At 74.3% G+C, this 18,619-nt stretch carries 14 protein-coding genes and 1 tRNA gene; 9 read left to right on the top strand and 6 right to left on the bottom strand.

The features are described 5' to 3' along the window. Positions 1–33: 33 nt before the first annotated feature. Positions 34–957 carry a ribokinase gene (locus tag BMW62_RS07150; RefSeq protein ID WP_091930159.1) on the bottom strand — a complete coding sequence of 308 codons (924 nt, stop codon included), beginning with the start codon at positions 955–957 and terminating at the stop codon, positions 34–36. A gap of 105 nt (positions 958–1,062) precedes the next feature. Here BMW62_RS07150 and BMW62_RS07145 point away from each other — a divergent pair, with 105 nt between their 5' ends. From BMW62_RS07145 to BMW62_RS07130, 4 genes are all read left to right on the top strand, one after another. Next, positions 1,063–1,404, top strand: a complete 342-nt coding sequence (locus tag BMW62_RS07145; RefSeq protein ID WP_091930158.1) for a DUF3140 domain-containing protein — start codon at positions 1,063–1,065, stop codon at positions 1,402–1,404. Positions 1,405–1,410: 6 nt separating this feature from the next. Next, the gene (locus BMW62_RS07140) at positions 1,411–2,115 is read left to right on the top strand and encodes a methyltransferase domain-containing protein (RefSeq protein ID WP_244523891.1); all 705 of its coding nucleotides are present in this window, start codon (positions 1,411–1,413) and stop codon (positions 2,113–2,115) included. 73 nt (positions 2,116–2,188) lie between these two features. Further along, complete coding sequence (locus tag BMW62_RS07135) at positions 2,189–3,217, top strand: type III polyketide synthase (RefSeq protein ID WP_091930157.1); 1,029 nt, start codon at positions 2,189–2,191, stop codon at positions 3,215–3,217. Positions 3,218–3,280: 63 nt separating this feature from the next. Beyond that, on the top strand, positions 3,281–3,925 hold the full coding sequence (locus tag BMW62_RS07130) for a response regulator transcription factor (RefSeq protein WP_091930156.1): 645 nt from the start codon (positions 3,281–3,283) through the stop codon (positions 3,923–3,925). 15 nt (positions 3,926–3,940) lie between these two features. On the opposite strand, the gene BMW62_RS07125 is transcribed toward BMW62_RS07130, so the two are convergent. The 3 genes from BMW62_RS07125 to BMW62_RS07115 all read right to left on the bottom strand — a co-directional run bounded on the left by BMW62_RS07125 (position 3,941) and on the right by BMW62_RS07115 (position 8,804). Further along, a complete protein-coding gene (locus BMW62_RS07125; protein WP_244523890.1) occupies positions 3,941–5,569 on the bottom strand; it encodes a GAF domain-containing sensor histidine kinase in 1,629 nt (542 codons plus the stop codon). A gap of 194 nt (positions 5,570–5,763) precedes the next feature. Then, positions 5,764–5,837 (bottom strand) — tRNA-Gly (locus BMW62_RS07120). A 297-nt stretch (positions 5,838–6,134) separates the two neighbouring features. Further along, complete coding sequence (locus BMW62_RS07115) at positions 6,135–8,804, bottom strand: S8 family serine peptidase (protein ID WP_091930154.1); 2,670 nt, start codon at positions 8,802–8,804, stop codon at positions 6,135–6,137. A gap of 146 nt (positions 8,805–8,950) precedes the next feature. Between BMW62_RS07115 and dcd the strand changes: the two genes are divergently transcribed. Then, on the top strand, positions 8,951–9,535 hold the full coding sequence (gene dcd, locus BMW62_RS07110) for a dCTP deaminase (protein ID WP_091930153.1): 585 nt from the start codon (positions 8,951–8,953) through the stop codon (positions 9,533–9,535). Positions 9,536–9,713: 178 nt separating this feature from the next. Here dcd and BMW62_RS07105 read toward each other — a convergent pair whose 3' ends face one another. Together BMW62_RS07105 and BMW62_RS07100 are read right to left on the bottom strand one after the other, a co-directional pair. Further along, positions 9,714–11,075 carry a CynX/NimT family MFS transporter gene (locus BMW62_RS07105; protein WP_244523889.1) on the bottom strand — a complete coding sequence of 454 codons (1,362 nt, stop codon included), beginning with the start codon at positions 11,073–11,075 and terminating at the stop codon, positions 9,714–9,716. Between the two features lie 192 nt (positions 11,076–11,267). Beyond that, complete coding sequence (locus BMW62_RS07100) at positions 11,268–13,565, bottom strand: (Fe-S)-binding protein (protein WP_091930152.1); 2,298 nt, start codon at positions 13,563–13,565, stop codon at positions 11,268–11,270. A 566-nt stretch (positions 13,566–14,131) separates the two neighbouring features. On the opposite strand from BMW62_RS07100, the gene BMW62_RS07095 reads away from it, so the two are divergent. From BMW62_RS07095 to grpE, 4 genes are all read left to right on the top strand, one after another. After that, a complete protein-coding gene (locus BMW62_RS07095; RefSeq protein WP_091930151.1) occupies positions 14,132–14,884 on the top strand; it encodes a CHRD domain-containing protein in 753 nt (250 codons plus the stop codon). A 9-nt stretch (positions 14,885–14,893) separates the two neighbouring features. Then, positions 14,894–15,637, top strand: a complete 744-nt coding sequence (locus tag BMW62_RS07090) for a class F sortase (RefSeq protein ID WP_244523888.1) — start codon at positions 14,894–14,896, stop codon at positions 15,635–15,637. 361 nt (positions 15,638–15,998) lie between these two features. Continuing rightward, positions 15,999–17,879, top strand: a complete 1,881-nt coding sequence (gene dnaK / locus BMW62_RS07085) for a molecular chaperone DnaK (RefSeq protein WP_091930149.1) — start codon at positions 15,999–16,001, stop codon at positions 17,877–17,879. Continuing rightward, the gene (gene grpE, locus BMW62_RS07080; protein ID WP_091930148.1) at positions 17,876–18,613 is read left to right on the top strand and encodes a nucleotide exchange factor GrpE; all 738 of its coding nucleotides are present in this window, start codon (positions 17,876–17,878) and stop codon (positions 18,611–18,613) included. The genes dnaK and grpE overlap by 4 nt, the downstream gene beginning before the upstream one ends. The last annotated feature ends 6 nt before the right edge of the window (positions 18,614–18,619 follow it).

The raw sequence follows: 18,619 nt of genomic DNA, 5'->3' as shown, positions 1-18,619 counted from the left end.
CTGTGCCCGGTCGGCCGCCGGGGAAACCGGGGGTCAGCCCACCGGGCCGGCCGGGGGCACCCGGGGGAGGAGGGCGCGCACGGCCTCCTCGTCGGGCAGCGCGCCGCGCGCTCCCGGACCGGTGGTGGAGGCCGCCGCCGCGGCGACGGCCTGGCGGACGGCGTCGGCGAGGACGGCGCCACCGGCCAGCGCCTGCCCCAGCGCACCGCAGAAGCAGTCCCCGGCGCCCGTCGTGTCGACGGCGGTGACCGGCGGCGGCGCCTGCAGCAGGGCCGGGCCCTCCGCGGGGACGACCAGGGCGCCGCGCGCGCCGAGGGTGACCACGACCGCGCCCGTCGTCACCCGGCGGGCGAGCTGCACCAGCTCGGCGGGTGAGCGGTCGCCGGGTTCGGCGCCGGCCAGCAGCGCCAGCTCGTGCTCGTTGGGGACGAGCACGTCCACCCGCTGCAGCAGCACGTCGGGCAGCGGGGCGGGCGGCGCCGGCGTGAGGACGACGGTGCCGGACGCGGCCCGGGCCGCCGCCTCCACCGCCGGCAGCGGCACCTCGAGCTGGAGCAGCAGCACCCGGGCCGAGCGCACCGACGGCACGTCGACGTCCTCGGGCGCGAGCTCGGCGTTGGCACCGGGCACGACGACGATCAGGTTCTCGCCGCTGCCCGCCTCCACGGGGATGGTCGCGGTGCCGGTGGGCGTGCCGATCGTGCGCAGCACGCGGCTGACGTTGACCCGGGAGGAGGCCAGTGCGGCCAGCTGCCGGTCACCGGCGGGGTCGTCGCCGACCCGGCCCACCATGTGCACGCCGCCCCCGAGGACGCCGGCGGCGGCGGCCTGGTTGGCCCCCTTCCCGCCCGGGGCGAGCGCCGAGTCGCGGGCCACGACCGTCTCCCCCCGGCCGGGCAGCCGGTCGACGGACACGAGCACGTCCTCGTTGAGGCTGCCGACGACGGTGACGGACACGGGGACCTCCGGGGACGGGACAGGGGTACCAGCAGTACCAGACGCCCCGTTTCCCCCGGCCGGTGCGGCGGTACCGGGGAGGGCGACCGACCGAGCGGAGGAAGCATGGCGAGCGACGACCCCGACACGATCCGGCGGGAGTTCGGCGAGGCGGTGAACATGACCGCGGGCGAGCTGGAGAAGTGGCTGGAGACCGAGGAGTCGCAGTCCGTCGGGCAGAAGGACGGTGACGGTGCGTCCACCGGCCACGCCTCGGGGCGGCGCATCGTCGAGCTGCTGCGCACGAAGAAGGGCGACCTGGACGACGACGACCTCGCCCACATGCGCAAGGTGCACGGCTACGTGGCGCGCCACCTCGCCCAGCAGCCGGCCCAGGAGGACGTCGAGACCTCCCGGTGGCGCTACAGCCTGATGAACTGGGGGCACGATCCGCTGAAGAAGGGCTAGGCCTCCGTGCGAGACACCGTTCTGCCGCGCAACGACCCCGCCCAGTACGACGACCTCGCCGACCAGTGGTGGCAGCCCGCGGGCGGTTTCGCCGCCCTGCACTGGCTGGCCGCCTCCCGGGCCGAGCACATCCCGCCGGCGAGCGGGAGCGGGCTGCTGGTCGACCTGGCCTGCGGCGGGGGGCTGATGGCCCCGCACGCCGCCCGACTCGGTTACCGGCACGTCGGCGTCGACCTCGGCACGGAGGGGTTGCGGACCGCCCGCGCGCACGGGGTGCTGCCGGTGCGCGGTTCGGTGCTCGCCGTCCCGCTGACCGACGGCTGCGCGGACGTCGTCGTCGCCGGCGAGATCCTCGAGCACGTGGCGGACGACGTCGCGGTGCTCGCCGAGTGCGTCCGGCTGCTGCGGCCGGGCGGCGTCCTGGTCGTCGACGCGCTGGCCGCCACCCGCATCGGCCGCTTCCTCATGGTCACCGTGGCCGAGCGGCTCCCCGGCGGCCCCCCTCCGGGCATCCACGACCCGGCGCTCTTCGTCGACCGCGACCGGTTGCTCACCGCCGCCGACCGGCTGGGCCTCGACCTCCGCCTGGTCGGCCTGCGCCCGTCGGTGCGCGACGCGATCGCCTGGCGGCTGGGCCGCCGCGACTCGGTGCGCATGAAACCGATCCGGTCCACGGCCGTCGTCTTCGCCGGTTACGGCCGGAAGCGGTGACCGGGCGACGCGACGGCGGCGCACGTACCGTCGGCAGCATGATCCCGATCAGGGCGGCCGTGGAGCCGCGGTCGTGACCGCCGCCGTCCTCACCGGGGCGGGGGCCGCGCTGCCCAGCACGCTGGACCAGGAAGCCGCCTGGGACGGGTTCTTCTCGACCCACTACGCGGGGGTGCGCGCCGCCCGGCGGATCTTCCTGGGCGCCGGGGTCCGCCGTCGGCACGCGGTGGCCAACCCGATGGACGAGGACCTCAGCGGCTGGGGCACCGGCGCGCGGATGGCCCGGTACATCCAGGAGGCGCTGCCGCTGGGCAAGCAGGCCGTGGCCGGCGCCCTGGACTCCGCCGGGCTCGCTCCCGGCGACGTGGGGCTGTTCGCCGTCGCCACCTGCACCGGCTACGCCACCCCCGGGCTGGACATCCGGCTGGCCAGCGACCTCGGCATGCCGCCGGGGCTGCAGCGGCTGCTGGTGGGGCACATGGGTTGCTACGCGGCCATCCCCGGGCTCGCGGCCGTCGCCGACTTCGTCACCGCCCGGTCCCGGCCCGCGGTGCTGCTCTGCTGCGAGCTGACCAGCCTGCACGTGCAGCCGGCCCAGGCCGACCTCGAGCAGGTCGTCGCGCACGCGCTCTTCTCCGACGCCGCCGCGGCCGTGGTCGTCGAACCCGGCGCCGGGCGCGGGCGCCGGCTGGCCGGGGTCGTGGCGCGCACCGACGCCTCCACCGCCGACCACATGACCTGGGACGTCACCGACCTCGGCTTCCGCATGGGGCTGTCGCCGCGCGTGCCCGACGTCCTGTCGCGACACGTGGGCGACGTCGTCGGGGAACTGCTCGCCGGGGCCGGCCTGCGCACCGAGGACGTCGCCGGCTGGGCCGTCCACCCCGGGGGCCCGCGCATCATCGACGTCGTCCGCGACGAGCTGGGGTTGCGCGAGGAGCAGGTCGGGGCCTCGCGCCGGGTGCTGGCCGAGCACGGCAACTGCTCGTCGGCGACCGTGCTGCTGGTGCTGCAGGAGCTTGCCGACGTCGACGGCCCGATCGTGGCCATGGCGTTCGGGCCGGGGCTGACCCTGTACGCCGCGCTGCTGCTCCCGGCGTAGGGAAGGGCCCCCCGCACGCTCGGGGCGGTGCCCTGGAGGGGGTCACGGGTCTAGCGTTGGCACGTGGAGCGTGCAGCGGGCCGGCCACCGACCGTGCGGGTCTTCCTCGTCGACGACCACGAGGTGGTGCGCCGCGGCGTGGCCGACGTCCTCGAGGACGACCCGGTCATCTCCGTGGTGGGAGAGGCCGGCTCGTGCGCGGAGGCGTTGGCCCGCGCGCCCGCCGTCCGTCCCGACGTCGCCGTGCTGGACATGCGGCTGCCCGACGGCGACGGTGCCGGGCTCTGCCGCGACCTGACCGCGCGCCTCCCGGGCCTGCGGTGCCTGGTGCTGACCAGCTACGCCGACCGGGCGGCCCGCGACGAGGCGGTCCGGGCCGGGGCGGCGGGCTTCGTCCTCAAGCAGGTGCGCGGCTCGGCGCTGGTGCAGGCGGTGCGCACCGTGGCGGGCGGCGGCACCCTGGCCGAGCCCGGACCCCCGCCCCGACCGAGGTCCGGTGGTGACCGGCTGGCGGTGCTGACCGACCAGGAGCGCACCGTCCTGGCGCTCATCGGGGAGGGGCTGACCAACCGCCAGATCGGCGAGCGGATGGGGCTGGCCGAGAAGACGGTGAAGAACTACACCAGCCACCTGCTGGCCAAGCTGGGGCTGGAGCGCCGCACCCAGGCCGCGATCCTGGCCACCGAGTTGCGCGACGTCCGCCGCTGAGGACGACGGTGCCGGTCAGGCCGGCAGCGGCACGGTCCACCGGATCTCGGTCCCCGACGTCCCGGTGGAGATCGCCAGGCGCCCGCCGCGGCGCTCGGCGCGATCGGCGAGGTTGGCCAGCCCGCTGCGCACGGTGACCGCCGGCAGCCCACCCCCGTCGTCGGTGACGACGACGCCGACCTCGTCGCCCAGGGCCACCGCCACCGTCACGCGGGTGGCGCCGGCGTGGCGCACCACGTTGGTGACCAGCTCGCGGACCACGGCGACCACGTCGCCGGCCAGGTCCGGCGGCAGGTCCTCGACCTCGCTGCGCACGCGCAGGTCGGGGCGCACGCCGTGCCCGTCGGTCACCGACCGCACCACCTCGGCCAGCCGTCGCCGGACGGCGTCCGACGAGGAGTCCTGCGCACCGTGCAGCTCGAAGATCGACGCGCGGATCCGGGCGATCGTCCCGTCGAGCTCGTCCACGTGCCCCGCGATCCGGCCGGCGACGTCGGGAGCGGTCTCTCCCAGGGAGCGGCCCAGCCGGTCCAGCGCCAGGGCGGTGGCGAAGATCCGCTGCACCACATGGTCGTGCAGGTCGCGGGCGATGCGGTCGCGATCGGCCTGCACCTGCAGCCGCTGCTCCCGCTGCTGGCTGCGGACCAGGCGCATGGCGACGGTCGCGTGGGTGGCGAAGGCCGCGGCCGGCTCGAGCACCGCTGGGTCGAAGGGTGGTCGGCTCCGCAGGCGCAGCGCGACCAGGGTGGTCGGCGGCGAGGGGCCGCCCAGCGGCAGGAACAGGGCCGGGCCGTACCGGTCGGTGAATTCCCCGATCACCGCGGCGTGGACGGTGCCCGGCTTCTGCGGGATGGCGACGTCGTCGACCAGCACCGGGGTGCCGGAGCGGTGCGCCTCCCCCAGGCGGGTGCCGGTCAGCGGGATGCGCACGCCCTCGGAGTCGGCGGCCTCCGGACCGACGGCGGCGGTGACGGTCAGCGTCCCCTCGTCCCCGGGCAGGGGCGCGAGGATGCCGACGGCGTCGGCGCCGGCCAGTTCGGCGACGCCGGCCGCCGCGGCGCGCAGCACCTCGCCGGTCGGGCGGCCCGACAGCAGCGCCGTGGCGATGTCGGTACCGGCCTGCGACCACGCCCGGCGCTGCTCCGCGTGCTCCAGCAGGCGGGCGTTCTCGATGGCCAGCCCCGCCACCGCCGCCAACCCCTGGGCCACCTCGAGGTCGGCGTCGGTGAACGCCGTGCCGGTGCGCTTCTCGGTGAGGTAGAGGTTGCCGAACACGGAGTCGCGGACCCGGACCGGCACGCCCAGGAAGGACCGCATCGGCGGGTGCCCGAGCGGGATGCCGACGGACGCCGGGTGCCGCCCCAGGTCGGCCAGCCGCAGCGGCGTCGGGTCCTGGACCAGGAGGCCCAGGATGCCGGCGCCCGCGGGCGGCCGGCCGATGCGCTCGTGGTCCTCCTGGTCCATGCCCACCGTGACGAACCGGTCCAGGGCGCGCCCGTCGGGGGTGAGCACGCCCAGGGCGCCGTAGCTCGCGCCCACGTGCCGGACGGCCGCCTCGACGATCTCCCGGAGGGTCGCCTCCAGCTGCCCGCCGGAGGCAGCGGCACGCAGCGCAGCCGTGAGCGCCGCGGCGTCGTCGCTCACCGGTGGTGCCGGCGGTCGGGCGGGGACACGGCCTGACCGTAGGAGCGCGACCCGCCGGGGGGAAGCGCTGTGGCCATGGTGCGGCACCATCCGTTCGTCCCCCAGGGACCAAGGGCCCGGTTCCGTTCCGTGATCGGCCGGTGGAAGGCCGCAACGCACCGAGGCCCCGGTCGCTGCGACCGGGGCCTCGGGAGTGGAGCGGGTGACGAGAATCGAACTCGCACTGTCAGCTTGGGAAGCTGATGTTCTACCATTGAACTACACCCGCGGACGGCGCCGAGACTACCTCGTCGCCCCGCCGCCGCGACAGCGGCCTCCTCAGCGCCGCATCTCCGCCAGGAAGCCGGTCGCCTCCGACCGGAGCTCCTCCGCCATCTGCGAGAGCCCGGTGACGTCCTCGTGGCCGGTGTTCAGCGACACCTCCGTCGCACTCCGACCGGCTGCGTCCGGTTCCTCGGCCGGCGCACCCCCGGCCGGTACGAGCGAGACGACACCGCGCCCCGTCCGCATGGGGAAGTCGGACGGGGCGCGGTGGCTCAGGGACGCCGGTGCGGCGCGGCGGCCGTCAGAGGGCGACGCCGGTGCAGGAGGAGGCGCAGTCCACCGACCAGATCGAGCTCAGGGCGCGGAACCGGTCCGAGCGCACGAGCCGTTCGCCGGCCGGACCCTCGCGGACCACCGGCCCGCTGTCCGGAGCCGGCCCGCCGGGCGTGGTGCCGCCCGGAGCGGGCGCGCCGGGAGTGGTGCTCCCACCCGGCGTGGTCGGCTCCGGAGCCGTGCCGTCCGGGGTGGTGCCCTCGGGCGAGGTGCCGTCCGGGGCCGTCCCGGACGGCGCCTCCGGTGCGGGGGCGACCTCCTCGGCGTAGGTGAGCGCGTTGCTCAGCACGGTCGACCGGCCGTCGGGCGCGTAGACCGAGACGTCGTAGACCCCCGCGACCCGTGCCGGCACCCGGAAGACGACGCTGCCGCTGTCGCCGTGCACGACGGCCGCGGTGGTGGTCGCCCCGATGCGCACGGTGGGGTCGGCGGGCAGGGCGCGGCCGGTGATCGTCACGAGCGTGCCGCCGTCGGTGCCCACCAGGTTCGGGCTGAGCGACGTGATGCGGAAGACGCCGACCTCGGGGTACGTGGTCGTCCCGGGTGTGCCGCCGTCGGGCGTGGTGCTCCCCGGGGTGGTGCCGTCCGGGGTGGTCCCACCGGGCGTGGTGCTCCCCGGGCTGGTGCCGCCGGGGCTCGTGCCGTCGGGGGTGCTGTCCTCGGGGGCGGTGCCGTCGGGGGTGCTGCCCTCGGGCGCGACCTCCTCGGGGGTACCCCCCTCGGGGGCCGTGCCGTCCGGCGTGGTGCCGTCGGGGGTGCTGCCGCCGTCCGGGGTGGTGCCTGGCGTCGTCCCCGGGAGGCCGGGGGAGCCGGTCGTCGGCGGAGGTGTGGTGCCGCCCGGAGCGGTGCCGCCGGGGCTGCTGCCCCCGGGCGTCGTGCCGTCGGGGGTCGTGCCGTCCGGCGTGCTGCCGTCGGGTGCGGGATCCGGCGCCGGCGCGTCCGGCGTCGTGCCCGTCGCCGACACGAGCAGCGGGGCAGCGTGGGTGCGGCCCAGCGGCTCCCCGTCGCGGTACAGCTGCACGGCCAGGACGTAGCGCCCGTCGCCGAGCTCCACGGCGGGGGAGAGCCCGATGCCGTCGAAGTCGTCCAGGGCGCCGAGGTCGAAGACGGCGTCACCGGCGTCGTCGGTGGGGACGGTCACCCCGTGCAGGGTCACCGGCTTCTGCGAGAGCGCCCAGATCTCGCCCGCGTGCTCCATGCCGAGGCCGATGGCGACCGAGTACCGGCCGGGCCCGGCGGAGCCGCTCACCCCGATCGCCGGCGTGACGGTGCCCGGCGGGGCGGTCATGGAGGTGAACGCGTAGCGGGGGGCGCCCGCGAGGGCGTTCCCGACCCGGCTCAGCGTGAGCCGCCCGCCGGTCACCGACCGGCCGACGAACGCGGGCACGGAATCCACGTCGGCCAGCAGCGCGGCCTTCAGCTCGGCGGCGGAGGCCCCGGGCAGCGCGGCCCGGTACAGGGCCACCGCGGCGGCGACGTGCGGCGCGGCGACGGAGGTGCCGTCGACCAGGCGCAGGCCACCGTCGTTCGAGGTCGTGGCCACCTTGTAGCCGGGGGCGAACAGGTCGACCGAGGCGGCGCCGTAGGCCGAGTGGCCGGCGAGCGTGTCGGCCGCCGTCGAGCTGCCGACGGTGACCACGTTGGCCTCGGTCAGGCTCGCCGGGTACATCGGCGTGGTGTCGCGGTCGGCCGAGTCGTTGCCCGCCGCCGCGACCACCAGCACGTCGTGCGCCTCGGCGTAGGCGATGGCCGAGCGCAGCTCGTCGAGCGCCGGGCCGCTGAACGGCCCGCCCCACGAGGCGTTGACGACGTCCGCCCCGTGGTCGACGGCGTACCGGATGGCGAGGGCGCACAGGTACACGTCGACGGTCTCCCCGCCGCCGGCGACCAGCGGCATGATCCGCACGTCCGGTGCGACGCCGGCCGAGCCCGCGCCGTTGCCGGCCCGGGCACCGATCACGCCGGCGACGCTGGTGCCGTGGGTTCCCATGGCGCCGTTGTCGACGTCCGCGTTGTCCGCGTAGAAGTTCCACCCGTGGCAGTCGCCGGCCAGGCCGTTGCCGTCGGTGTCGGCCGTGCCGCACGGCTCGTCCGGGTTGGTCCACAGCGAACCGGCCAGGTCGGGGTGGTCGGAGTCGAAGCCGGTGTCGACGACGGCGACGACGCGGCCGGCGCCGGTACCGCTGTCCCAGCCCGCGGTGGCGTCCACGTCGGCGTCGGCGACGGCCGTCTGCAGGTAGGCGTTGCTGCCGGTGTTCTCCAGGTTCCAGCCGTACTGGGGGAAGAACGGGTCGGTGACGGTGCCCAGCACCGGGACCGACGGGGAGAGCTCGACGTCGGCCACCCCGGGCACGGCGCGCAGCCGCTCCGGCGTCACGCCGCCGACGGCGACGAGGGCGCGACCGCCCCCGACCCACTGGGCGCTGGCGACGCCCGGCACCGCCTCGAGGGCGCCGAGCAGGTCGCCCGCGACGCCCGCCTGCGCGGTGAGGGCGTAACGGGTCAGCCCGTCGCCCGGCCCGAAGCCGGTCGCCTCCTCGATGGTCGGCGCGGCCCAGGCCGACCAGGCCGCCGCACCCGCGTAACCGGCCACGACCGCCCCGGTCAGCACGGCGCCCAGCACCCGCTTGCTCGTCATCCCGTGTCCTCCGGCGCGCCGCGTGGCCCGGCCGGTCACGGCGGGGCTCTCCGGGGCGGCTACGGCGCCGGCCGGCTGCTGCTTGAGGGCCGGACGGCGGCCTTCACCCGGACGGAGGGGGGACGGCGTTCCCTAGACTCCGCGCCATGCTGCTGAGCGACCGCGACATCACGGCCGCGATCGCCGGGGGACGCCTCGGCATCGAACCCTACGACCCGGGGCTGGTGCAGCCGTCCAGCATCGACGTCCGGCTGGACCGGTTCTTCCGCGTCTTCAACAACGCGCGGTACACCCACATCGATCCGGCGAAGCAGCAGGACGACCTCACCACCCTCGTCGAGCCCGAGGGCGACGAGCCGTTCGTGCTGCACCCGGGAGAGTTCGTGCTGGGCTCCACGCTCGAGGTCGTCAGCATCCCCGACGACCTCGCAGCCAGGCTCGAGGGAAAATCGAGTCTGGGACGTCTCGGATTGCTCACCCACTCGACGGCGGGCTTCGTCGACCCCGGCTTCTCCGGGCACATCACGCTGGAGCTGTCCAACGTGGCGAACCTGCCGATCACCCTGTGGCCGGGCATGAAGATCGGGCAGCTCTGCCTGTTCCGGCTGACCAGCGCGGCCGAGCACCCGTACGGTTCGGCGGTCTACGGCTCCCGCTACCAGGACCAGCGCGGACCCACCCCGTCGCGCTCGTTCCGCAACTTCACCCGGGCGGAGACCCGGCGCCCCTAGTACCGCGTCACGCAACCTTCGACTGGTCCAAGCTGGGCCGGGTAGCGCTTCGCGTCAGGACAGTGTGCGCAGACGCGCCATTCCCGTGCCGAAAACTGGCCATCTGCGCACTCCGTCGCCATCCGCGGCGGTCTCGGGAAGGCAGCCGCCGGGCGGGCGAACGTTGACGGCCGCAGTACTAGCCGCGCGGCGGCGGGGTGCCGTCGACCCGTGCGGCCGCGGGGACCTCGACGCCGGCGCTCTCCAGCACCTCGGAGCAGCGCCCCGCCGGTGACCAGCCGGGCACCGACCGGTCCACCTCGTCGTCGACGAACACCTGCCGGGTGGCGATCCACCCGGCGACGGCGAGCACCGCGACGCCGGTGAGGACGATGACGAACATGCCGTCGTAGCTGCCGGTCGCCCCGCGCAGCACGCCCACGAGCAGCGGGCCGGCCCCCGCGACGACGTAGCCCCAGCTCTGGCTCACGGTGGAGAGCGCGGAGACGGTCTCGGGCGTCCGGGCGCGCAGGCCGATCAGGGTCAGCACCATCGAGAAGGTGCCCATGCCGACGGCGATCAGCACCATCCACAGCCACGGCGCGGCGGTCGGCGCCGTCCAGAGGCCCACCCAGCCGGTCACGTAGCTGGCGATGAAGACCACCAGCAGCGGGCGCTGCAGGCGCGGCCGGACGGTGAGCGACGGGATGACGGCGCTCAGCGGCAGGCCGACGACGGAGTTCAGGCCCAGGAGCAGCCCCGCCGTCGCCGCGCTGAGCCCCGAGTCCCGCAGGTACTGCGCCGACCACCCGATGACGACGTAGGCCTGCAGCGCCTGGACGCCGAAGAACGCGGTGATCGCCAGCGCCGTCGGGCTGTGCACCAGCGCCCGCATCCGGACGGCCGAGTGGCTCCGGCGGGAGACGTCGGGAGCGGCCGGGACGGCCAGCCACACGCCGGCCGCCACGAGCGCCGGCAGCGCCCAGACGACCAGCGCCCAGCGCCACCCCCCGCCGTCGGTGCCCGTCGCGTCGGCGATGGGCTGCGCGGTGACGGCGGCCAGGGTCGCGCCCAGGCCCATCGCCGTGCTGTACGCGCCGACCAGCGGGCCGGTCCGCCCCGGGAAATGGCGCTTCACCAGGCCCGGGAGCATGACGTTGCCGAGGGCCCCGCCGGCCATGGCCAGCGCCGTCCCGGCGAGGAAGACGGGGAAGGCCTCGGCCAGGCTGCGCAGCGCGAGCCCGGCGGTCATCGCGATGAGGGCGCCGGCGAGCACGTGCGCGTCGCGGTAGCGCGCCGACAGCGCCGGGCCGGTGAACCCGATCAGCGCGAAGCAGAGCACCGGCATGGTGGTGATCACCCCGGCCAGGCCGCTGGAGATGCCGAGCCCCCGCTGGATCTCCTGCAGGACGGGGCCGACGCTGGTGACCGCGGTCCGGAGGTTGAGCGCCGTGAGCACGATGGCGACGGCCATGAGGCCGAGACCCCGACGACGATCGGTGCCGGTGCCGGTGCCGGTGCCGGTGCCGGTGCTGCTGCGGTCGGGGGCGGTGCGGGTCACCCGGCAAGCGTCCTCCATGACGTGCCGCACACCGGCCCCGGGTCGGTGCGCAGGGCAACCACCTCGGGCCCGGCCGGCGTCCCCGGAACGACGACGGCGCGCACCCCTCGGGATGCGCGCCGTCGCTGCCCTGTCGGCCCCCTCGCAGGGTCCCACCGCGAGCTAGCGAGTGGTGGGGGGCGAGGGGGTCCTTCAGTTCGGGTCGTGGTCCGTGGCGGCGGAGTCGAGGCCGACGACGTCGTCGCCCTTGGTCCCGACGTCGGCCCCCTGCTCGGCGCCCTGCGCGCCGACGGCGACCGGCTGCATCGAGCGCAGCAGGATCTGGCTGACGTCGAGCACCTCGACGTGCTCGCCGGCCTCGCCGTTCTGCTTCTTGCTGGTCAGCGCGTCGCTGAGCATCGTGATGCAGAACGGGCACGCGGTGGAGATGACGTCGGGATCGAGTTCCAGGGCCTCCTCGGTGCGCTCCATGTTGATCCGCTTGCCGATCTTCTCCTCCATCCACATGCGGGCACCGCCGGCGCCGCAGCAGAAGCCGCGGTCCTTGCAGCGGTGCATCTCCTGCGTGGACAGGCCCTGGACGGAGTCGAGGATCTCCCGCGGGGGCGTGTAGACCTTGTTGTGCCGGCCCAGGAAGCACGGGTCGTGGTAGGTCACCTTGCGGTCGACCGGGGTGACCGGGGTGAGCCGGCCCTCCTCCACGAGCTGGCCGAGCAGCTGGGTGTGGTGCACGACCTCGTACTCGCCGCCGACCTGCGGGTACTCCCGGCCGAGCGAGTTGAAGCAGTGCGGGCAGGTCGCCACGATCTTGCGGGTACCGGGGACGCGCCCCTCGAAGACGCCGTCGAGGGTCCCGACGTTCTCCATGGCCAGCTGCTGGAACAGGAACTCGTTGCCCATGCGGCGGGCCGGGTCGCCCGAGCAGGTCTCCCCGTTGCCGAGGACGGCGAACTCGACGCCCGCGGTGTGCAGCAGCTCCGCGACGGCCTTGGTGACCTTCTTGGCGCGGTCGTCCACGGCGCCGGCGCAGCCGACCCAGAACAGGTACTCGACCTCGTGGGGGAGCGGACCGTCGGCGACGCGGACCTCGAAGTCCAGCTCCTTGATCCAGTCCTCGCGGACGTTGCCGCCCATGCCCCACGGGTTCCCGCGCTTCTCGAGGTTGGTCATCATGACCCCGGCCTCGGACGGGAAGTTGGACTCGATCAGCACCTGGTAGCGGCGCATGTCCTCGATGTGGTCGATGTGCTCGATGTCCACCGGGCACTGCTCCACGCAGGCGCCGCAGTTGGTGCAGCTCCACAGGACGTCGGGGTCGATGACCCCGCCCTCCTCGAGGGTGCCCACCAGCGGGCGGTGGGCCTGGGCGTCGTTGGTGCCCTCGATGCGGGCGTAGCCGCTCGCCCAGACCTGCTCGTCGCTGGGCTTGAGGACGTCGTAGTCCGGGGCCGTCTCGGAGGCGGTCTTCTCACCGAGGAGGTAAGGGGCCTTCGCGTAGAGGTGGTCGCGGAGGTCCATGATCACCATCTTGGGGCTGAGCGGCTTGCCCGTGTTCCACGCCGGGCACTGGCTCTGGCACCGCCCGCACTCCGTGCAGGTGGTGAAGTCGAGCATCCCCTTCCAGGTGAAGTCCTCGATCTTGCCGCGGCCGAAGACGTCGTCCTCGCCCGGGTCCTCGAAGTCGATCGGCTTGCCGCCGCTGGTCATGGCCGGCAGCGGGCCGAGCGCCTGGCGGCCGTCGGCCTCGCGCTTGAAGTAGATGTTGAAGAAGGCGCTGAACCGGTGCCAGGCGACACCCATGTTCAGGATGCGGCTGATGACGACCAGCCAGGTCAGCGAGACCACGATCTTGACGAACGCGACGATGCTCAGCAGGTCGGGGCTGTCGGGCAGCACGGTGGCCAGCGCGCCGGAGACCGGGTGCGACCACGCCGGCGCGTCGGTCAGGTCGGAGGAGACCTTGAGCGACCGGATCAGCAGGATGGCGACCCCGACGGTGAGGACGACGGCCTCGACGAAGTAGCCGCGGCCCTCGTTGGTGCCGGCGAAGCGGCTCTTGCGGCCCTGCCGGCGCGGGTGGTCCTTCTGGCGCCGGTAGATCAGGTAGACGATCCCGAGGATCGTGCCGGTGCCGATGATGTCGGCGAACAGGTTCCACAGCGCCCACTCGCCGATCAGCGGCAGGTGGAACGCCGGGTTCCAGACCTCACCGAAGGCCTCGACCAGCGTCAGGAACAGGCCGTAGAAGCCGACGAAGACGAACCAGTGGGCGATGCCGATGCTCGACCACTTGAGCATGCGGGTGTGGCCGAGCGACTCGACCAGCAGCGTCTTCAGGCGGCTCTTGACCGGGCCGAAGCGGGTGCCGTCGGGCTGTCCGGTGCGGATGATCCGCACCATCGCCCGCACGGCCCGGTAGGCCATCACGCTCGCCACGATCAGGAACAGGATGCTGATCGTCCCCAGGACGATCTGCAACGGGCCCGTCATCTCTTCCCCTCCCGTACGCCTGGCGGCGTCGGCTGTCCCCGGTCCGCCACGGAGGGGGCCGGAGCTGTGTGTGGTGCGCGCACCGACGGCGCCGGCCCTGGGGTCGGCGCGCGGATCGCGTGCGGGCAGCTTGCCGCACTGCGTCGCACGATAGCGGGCGCACGAGGAGGCTACTCGCGGGTAACCGGGGCGCTGCGCCTCGATGCCAGCCGGTCAAGTCGTGCGCCGCGCCCACCCGCGGATGGCTGCGGGAGCGGAGTCCCTCCTCCGCCCGTCTGGCACCGCCGTCGTCCTTGCGCCGGGGGTGGAGGTCGCGAGGTCGGCGCGGCATCCGGAGACATGCCGGTTCCGCCGTCGGGTAGGCGGTAGGGGATCCGGGGCCGAAGATCCTAGGGAGCGAGCCAGGTTGCGGCACCGCGGGCCGGGGCTCGTCACGGGATCGTCATCCAGTGAATTGCAGGCGTGACAGATCGGCGTCCTGCCGAGTCGCACTCCGGTGAGCTGGGCAGATGTCGGGTGACCGACGCTCGACCGGAGCTCGGCGTTCGACAGAAGGATGTCGCCCGATGCGTACGAGATACCTGTCCGCCGCCGCACTCGCCTTCCCCCTGGCGCTCGCCACCGCCGGCACGGCCGCCGCTGCGGAGTCCGCCACGATCGATCTGGGGGCGCTCAACGACAGCGGCGCCTCGGGTACCGCCGAACTGGTCCTCGACGAGGAGGCCAACAGCCTCACCGTCAGCGTCGACACGACGGGTGTCGTGCCGGGCCAGCCGCACGCGCAGCACATCCACATCGGCGGCCAGAACATCTGCCCCCCGATGTCCGCCGCCGGTGACGACGGCATCGTCAGCACGCCCGAAGGGCAGCCCTTCTACGGTGGCATCCAGCTCTCTCTCACCACCGAGGGTGACTTCGGGCCTGACAGCGCGCTCGCCGTCGAGCGGTTCCCGGTGGCCAGCGACAGCGGCGAGGTCAGCTACGAGCGCACGTTCGACCTGAGCCAGATCGACGGCGACATCAACCTCGCTGACGTGGTCGTGGTGCAGCACGGCATCGACTCGATCAGCCCGAACGGCCAGTACGGCCCGCCGCCGCCGGCCAGCCCGCTCAACCCGGACCTGCCGCTCGAGGCGACCGCGCCGGCTCTCTGCGGCGCCACCGACCAGATGGGTCAGATGCCCTCCGGCGGCGTCGACGCCGGTGGCGGTGGCACCGCCGGCATCGAGAACGAGGCACTCTTCGCCCTCGGTGCGGCCGGGCTCGCCGGCGCCGGCGCGCTGGCCTACCGCCGTCGCACCGCCCGCGGGGACGTCTGACCGTCGCAGATGGGTCGACACTCCCGTGCCGATGGCCGCCCTCGTCTCGCGAGGGCGGCCATCGCCGCGCTCTCCTTCGGCGGCGCCGCGCTGATCGGCGCGGGTCTGGCCACCCAGGAGTCGATGCCGACGGTCCCCTCGGCCGCGGCGGCACCCATGCCGCCCTCGGCCGCCCCGCCCTCCGCCGGGCCGTCGCCCGGGGGGGCGGCGACCGCCCCGGCACCCGCCCCGGCACCCGCCCCGGCACCCGCCCCGGCACCCGCCCCGGCGCCGGCCGTCGTGGGCCCGGTCCTGCCCGAGGCGGAACCGCTCGCGGTGACCATCCCCTCCATCGACACGGCGACCCCACCGCTGGCGTCGCTCGGGCTGCTGCCTGACGGCTCGCTCGAGGTACCGGCGGACTACGACGTGGCCGGCTGGTACCGCGGCGGCCCGGCCCCGGGCGAGCTGGGCCCGGCGGTCATCGCCGGGCACGTGGACTCGGCGGCCGAGGGGCCGGCGGTCTTCTTCCGGCTGGCCGAGCTGCAGCCGGGCGCCGAGATCCTCGTCGACCGCGCGGGCGGCACGACGGCGGTCTTCACCGTCGACCGGGTCGCGCGGTACCCCAAGGACGCCTTCCCGACGGTCGAGGTCTACGGCGACACCGCCCACGCGGCGCTGCGCCTGATCACCTGCGGGGGCTCCTTCGACCGCGCCAGCGGCAGCTACCGCGACAACGTCGTCGTCTACGCGCGGCTCGCCGGCGTCCGCTGACCGGTCCGTCGCGTCCCCCGCTCTCGCCCTCGGGGCGCCGCCCGCACGCTGCAGCGTGCGGACGGCGCCCCGACGGGGAAGACGACGGACGAATGGGCGGCGCCGTTCCGCGTCAGCCGTCCGGCGATCAGCCGGCACCCGCGGGTGCTGCGCGTGGCCGGGCTGGTGCGAGGCGCGGATGGCGGCCCCGGACGCGGGGGCGGCGTCGGCCGGGGATGGGGGCGGGGCTCCCTCGGGAACACGACCGGCCGGACTGCCGTTAGGGTGGGCAGGAAAGTTGAGCGGACCTCGCGCAACGCGAAGGGCTCAACTCCTCACACGGACCAGTACCACCCCAGCACACGGAAGAGAGGCCATCTCCATGGCTCGAGCGGTCGGTATCGACCTCGGCACCACCAACTCCGTCGTCACCGTCCTGGAGGGCGGCGAGCCGACGGTCATCGCGAACTCCGAGGGCTCGCGCACCACCCCCTCCGTCGTCGCCTTCGCCAAGAACGGCGAGGTGCTCGTCGGGCAGTCGGCCAAGAACCAGGCGGTCACCAACGTCGACCGCACCATCCGCAGCGTCAAGCGGCACATGGGCACCGACTGGAAGTCCGAGGAGATCGACGGCAAGCGCTACACGCCGCAGGAGATCAGCGCCCGCACCCTGCAGAAGCTGAAGCGGGACGCCGAGACCTACCTGGGCGAGCCGGTCGCCGACGCCGTCATCACCGTTCCCGCCTACTTCGAGGACGCGCAGCGCCAGGCCACCAAGGAGGCCGGTGAGATCGCGGGCCTCAACGTCCTGCGCATCGTCAACGAGCCCACCGCCGCCGCGCTCGCCTACGGCCTGGACAAGGGCGAGACCGAGCAGACCATCCTCGTCTTCGACCTCGGTGGCGGCACCTTCGACGTCTCCCTGCTCGAGATCGGGGACGGCGTCATCGAGGTGAAGGCCACCGCCGGTGACAACCACCTCGGTGGTGACGACTGGGACGAGCGCGTCGTCAAGCACCTGGTGCAGACGTTCAACGCCTCCAACGGCATCGACCTGTCCAAGGACAAGCTGGCCATGCAGCGGCTCCGCGAGGCCGCCGAGAAGGCCAAGATCGAGCTGTCCGGCGCGCAGTCGACCAACGTCAACCTGCCCTACATCACCGCCGGCGCCGAGGGCCCGCTGCACCTGGACGTCACGATGACCCGTGCCGAGTTCCAGCGGCTGACCCAGGACCTGCTCGACCGCGCCCGCGCGCCGTTCAACCAGGCGATCCGCGACGCCGGCATCTCCGTGGGCCAGATCGACCACGTCGTCCTCGTCGGTGGTTCCACCCGCATGCCGGCCGTGAGCGACCTGGTGCGCGAGCTGACCGGCGGCAAGGAGCCCAACAAGGGCGTCAACCCCGACGAGGTCGTGGCCATCGGTGCCGCGCTCCAGGCCGGTGTCCTCCGTGGCGAGGTCAAGGACGTCCTGCTCCTCGACGTCACCCCGCTGTCCCTGGGCATCGAGACCAAGGGCGGGATCATGACCAAGCTCATCGAGCGCAACACCACGATCCCGACGAAGCGCTCGGAGATCTTCACGACGGCCGACGACAACCAGCCGTCCGTGCAGATCCAGGTGTTCCAGGGTGAGCGCGAGATGGCGATGTACAACAAGAAGCTCGGCATGTTCGAGCTGACCGGCCTGCCCCCGGCGCCGCGCGGCGTCCCGCAGATCGAGGTCGCCTTCGACATCGACGCCAACGGCATCGTCCACGTCCACGCCAAGGACCTCGGCACGGGCAAGGAGCAGTCGATGACGATCACCGGCGGCTCGGCGCTCCCGAAGGACGACATCGAGCGGATGATGAAGGACGCCGAGGCGCACGCCGAGGAGGACAAGCGCCGCCGCGAGGAGGCCGAGACCCGCAACCTCGCCGAGTCGCTGCAGTACCAGACCGAGAAGTTCCTGGCCGAGAACGGCGACAAGATCCCGGCCGAGAAGAAGGACGAGCTCGGCGAGGCGCTGACCGAGCTGCGCAGCGCGCTGGGCGGCTCCGACATCGAGGCCATCAAGTCCGCGCAGGAGAAGGTGGCCCGGGTCTCGCAGGAGGTCGGCGGGGCGCTCTACGCCCAGCAGGCCGAGGCGGCCGGCGGGGCGCCGGGTGCCGAGGCCGGCGCGGGTGCCGGTGCCGGTACGGGTGCCACGGGCAGCCAGGCCCCGGGTGACGACGACGTCGTCGACGCCGAGATCGTCGACGAGGACACCGACCGCCGATGAGCCAGGGGGACGAGCAGCCGCGGGTCGTGATCCGTGACAGGCGGCGGATCGACCCCACCGGCGCAGTGCGGACGCCGGCCGGCGAGCAGCCGGCCGGCGTCCGGCCCGGTACCGACCTCCCAGGGGAGCAGATGAGCGAGCACGACACCCCGGCCGCCGACACCGCGGGCCCGGAGCAGGGCACGGCGGCCCAGCAGGGCACCGCGCCGCAGCAGGACACCGCGCCGCAGGACGCCGCCGCACCGCAGCCCGGTGCCGACGGCGACCTGACCCAGCAGCTGGCCGAGCGCACCGAGGACCTGCAGCGGGTCACCGCCGAGTACGCCAACTACCGGCGGCGGGTCGACCGGGACCGCTCGCTGGTCGTCGACCAGGCGGCCGAGCGGTTCGCCGCGCAGCTGTTCCCGATCGTCGACGACATCGAGCGGGCGCGCGACCACGGCGATCTGAACGGCGCCTTCAAGGTGGTCGCCGACCGCATCCTGGGCCTGCTCGACGGGCTCGGGGTCGAGGCGTTCGGGAAGGCCGGCGACGAGTTCGACCCGTCCTTGCACGAGGCCGTCATGCACGACACCTCCGCCGAGGTCACCGTGCCGACGGCGACGACCGTGCTGCGGCAGGGCTTCCGCCGCGGCGAGCGGGTGCTGCGCACCGCCATGGTCGCCGTCACCGAGCCGCAGTCGCCGGCCCCGGCGGAGGAGCCCGAGGGCTCGCCCGACCAGGCCGCCGGCTGAGCGGCG

It is taken from the genome of Blastococcus sp. DSM 46786 (assembly GCF_900109665.1).
Lineage (GTDB): Bacteria > Actinomycetota > Actinomycetes > Mycobacteriales > Geodermatophilaceae > Blastococcus > Blastococcus carthaginiensis.
The sequence above is the reverse complement of the archived record's forward strand: the minus strand, read 5'-3'. Positions and strand labels throughout refer to the sequence as shown.